The following is a 3,253-nucleotide window of genomic DNA, read 5'->3' as shown; positions in this document are numbered from 1 at the left end:
ACCGCCCTGCCCTCCGGGATGCGCGTCGAGCTCGTCGACCCCGGCCGTGACCCCGGGCCCGCCCGTGCCCGGGGTCACGCCCGGGGCCGCGGCGCGCCGCCCCCCGCGCCGGGCCCCTCCGACGAGGAGGCCGCCAGCTCGGCCGCCAACTTCCCGCTGGCCCCGCTGGGCGCCACCGAGATCCCCGCCGTCGGCAGGCCCGAGTCGGCGAAGGACGTCGAGGCCACCCATGTCGACGGCACGAACGTGGCCGAGGGGCACCCGATCTCCGACGGCCACGGCGCCGCCGACCCGGAGGCCGAGCCCACGGAGAAGCCGCAGCAGGGCGCCCCCGACAGCGGCGCCGACAACGGCGACGGCGAGGGGTCCGCCGATGTGACGGACCCCGACGACCCCGACGTCGACGCCGGCCGCTACGTCGGACCGCGCCCGCGCATCGTCACCCGGGCCGGCTGGGGCGCCGACGAATCGATCCGCGAGAAGGGCTTCGTCTACAACAAGACCGTCCACGCCGCCTTCGTCCACCACACCGCCTCCGGCAACGGCTACGGCTGCGGGCAGTCCCCCTCCGTCATCCGGGGGATCTACCGCTACCACGTGGTGAGCAGCGGCTGGCGGGACATCGGCTACAACTTCCTCGTCGACAAGTGCGGCACGGTCTACGAGGGCCGGGCAGGCGGTGTGGCGAAACCCGTCAGAGGCGCCCATACTCTCGGTTTCAATACCAACAGCATGGGCATCGCCGTGCTCGGGACCTTCGGAAGGAGCGATCCGTCCAGCGCCGCGCTCACCGCCGTGGCGACCCTCACCGCGTGGAAGCTCGGCCTCTACGGCGTCAACCCCGCCGGCACCGCGAGCCTGGTCTCGGGCGGCGGCAACCTCTTCAAGAAGGGCAGCACCGTCAGGCTCAGGGCCATCTCCGGACACCGCGACGGCTACGCCACCGAATGCCCCGGCGACCAGCTCTACAACCGGCTCGGCACGGCCCGCTCCACGGCCTCCCGCCTCCAGGGACGCTGACCGGGCGCGGCCGGAACCGCACGTTCTGCGTACACTGGCCGCCGATCACGGCCCGGCCCCGGCAGGAAAGCAGAGACGACAAGGTGACAGAAGCGATCCTCCTGGTCGGTGGCAAGGGCACCCGGCTGCGCCCGCTGACGATGCACACGCCCAAGCCCATGGTCCCGGCGGCGGGCGTGCCCTTCCTCACCCACCAGCTGGCCCGGGCCCGGGCGGCGGGCGTCGACCACATCGTGCTCGCCACCTCCTACCTGGCCGAGGTCTTCGAGCCGTACTTCGGCGACGGCTCCGCGCTGGGACTGCACCTGGAGTACGTCACCGAGGTCGAGCCCCTGGGCACGGGCGGCGCCATCCGCAACGTCGCCCACCGGCTGCGCTCGGCCCCCGACGAGCCGGTCCTGATCTTCAACGGCGACATCCTCACCGGCCTGGACATCGAGGCCCTGGTGGACACCCACCGCACGACCGGCGCGGACGTCTCCCTCCACCTCACCCGCGTCGCGGACCCCCGGGCCTTCGGCCTGGTCCCCACGGACGCCACAGGCCGCGTCCAGGCCTTCCTGGAGAAGCCCCAGACGCCCGAGGAGATCGTCACCGACCAGATCAACGCGGGCGCCTACGTCTTCAACCGCTCGGTCATCGACGAGATCCCCACGGGCCGCCCGGTCTCCGTGGAGCGCGAGACCTTCCCCGGACTGCTGGCCGCCGGCGCCCACCTCCAGGGCATGGTCGACTCCACGTACTGGCTCGACCTCGGCACCCCGCAGGCCTTCGTCCGCGGCTCGGCCGACCTGGTCATGGGCCGCGCCCCGTCCCCGGCGGTCCCCGGCCGCTGCGGCGACCGCCTCGTCCTCGACGGCGCCGAGGTGGCCCCGGACGCCAAGCTCACCGGCGGCACGGTCGTCGGCGCGGGCGCGCGCGTCGAGCCGGGCGCGATGGTCGACGGCAGCACGGTCCTGGACGGCGCGGTGATCGAGGCGGGCGCCGTCGTCCGCGACTCCCTCGTCGGCGCCGGGGCGCGCATCGGGGCGCGTACGGTCCTGGACGGCGCCGTCATCGGCGACCGCGCCGAGGTCGGGCCGGACAACGAACTGCGCGCCGGGGCCCGGATCTGGTGCGAGGCGAGGATCCCCCAGGGGGCGATCCGCTTCTCGTCGGACCAGTAACGGCGGCGGCGACCGGCGACGTACCCTGGCCGAATGGCCATCCGCACGTGGGCCCCGCCCACCGGCGGCCCGTTCGACCTGCGCCGCACCCTGGGTGTCCTGGCGCGCGGCCCGGGCGACCCGGCCTACCGCGTGGACGCGGACGGTACGGTCTGGCGGGCGAGCCGCACCCCGGAGGGGCCCGGCACGCTGCGGCTGACGTACGACGGCCAGGTCCGCGCCGAGGCCTGGGGTCCGGGGGCGGAGCGGCTCCTGGACCGCCTCCCCGCCCTCCTGGGCGCCGAGGACGACCCGGCCGCGTTCGTCCCCCGCCACCGGCTGCTGCACGAGTCCCACCGCCGCCACCCCGGCCTCCGGCTCGCCCGCACCGGGCTGGTCCTGGAGTCGCTGATCCCCTCGGTCCTGGAGCAGAAGGTCACCGGCGACGAGGCGTACCGGGCCTGGCGGCTGCTGCTGACCCGGCACGGCGAGGTGGCACCCGGCCCGGCGCCCGCCGGGATGCGGGTGATGCCGGATCCGGCGGGCTGGGCCCGCATCCCGTCCTGGGAGTGGCACCGGGCGGGCGTGGACGCCAAGCGCTCGGCGACGATCGTCCGCGCGGCACGGGTGGCTGCCCGCTTGGAGGAGGCGGCTGCCATGGACGACGCCCGCGCGACGGCCCGCCTCCAGGCCGTCCCCGGCATCGGCCCCTGGACGGCGGCGGAGACGCTCCAGCGCAGCAACGGGTCCGCGGACGCGGTGACCGTCGGCGACCTCCACCTGCCGCGGATCGTGGGCTACGCCCTCACGGGGTTCCGCGGGGCGGACGACGCGGCGATGCTCGACCTTTTGGCGCCGTACGCGGGGCAGCGGCACCGGGCGTGCCGGCTGATCCTCCTGTCGGGGGTGACCCCGGAGCGGCGGGGTCCGCGCTTCACCGTGCCGGACTTTTCCCGCATGTAGCCGGTTTGCGGGCAGGCGTCCCGCAGGGCTGGGGGCACCTCCCAGCGGTAGCTGGGGGAGGGTGGGTGCAACCCGGACGGCGGCCCGCACCCCCCGTGGGCAACCCCGGTTCGGGTGCGGCCCGG

General features: G+C 75.3%; 3 protein-coding genes. All 3 read left to right on the top strand.

Annotated elements, in window-relative coordinates:
- The coding region (locus K6I33_RS33510; protein ID WP_229358527.1) for a peptidoglycan recognition protein at nucleotides 1–1,020 on the top strand (1,020 nt) is incomplete at its 5' end.
- 83 nt (nucleotides 1,021–1,103) lie between these two features.
- Nucleotides 1,104–2,186, top strand: a complete 1,083-nt coding sequence (locus K6I33_RS33505) for a sugar phosphate nucleotidyltransferase (RefSeq protein ID WP_229358525.1) — start codon at nucleotides 1,104–1,106, stop codon at nucleotides 2,184–2,186.
- Nucleotides 2,187–2,219: 33 nt separating this feature from the next.
- Nucleotides 2,220–3,128, top strand: a complete 909-nt coding sequence (locus tag K6I33_RS33500; RefSeq protein ID WP_229358523.1) for a DNA-3-methyladenine glycosylase — start codon at nucleotides 2,220–2,222, stop codon at nucleotides 3,126–3,128.
- Nucleotides 3,129–3,253 lie beyond the last annotated feature (125 nt).

The sequence above is a fragment of the Streptomyces sp. UNOB3_S3 genome (genome assembly GCF_020740895.1).
Taxonomy (GTDB): domain Bacteria; phylum Actinomycetota; class Actinomycetes; order Streptomycetales; family Streptomycetaceae; genus Streptomyces.
The sequence above is the reverse complement of the archived record's forward strand: the minus strand, read 5'-3'. Positions and strand labels throughout refer to the sequence as shown.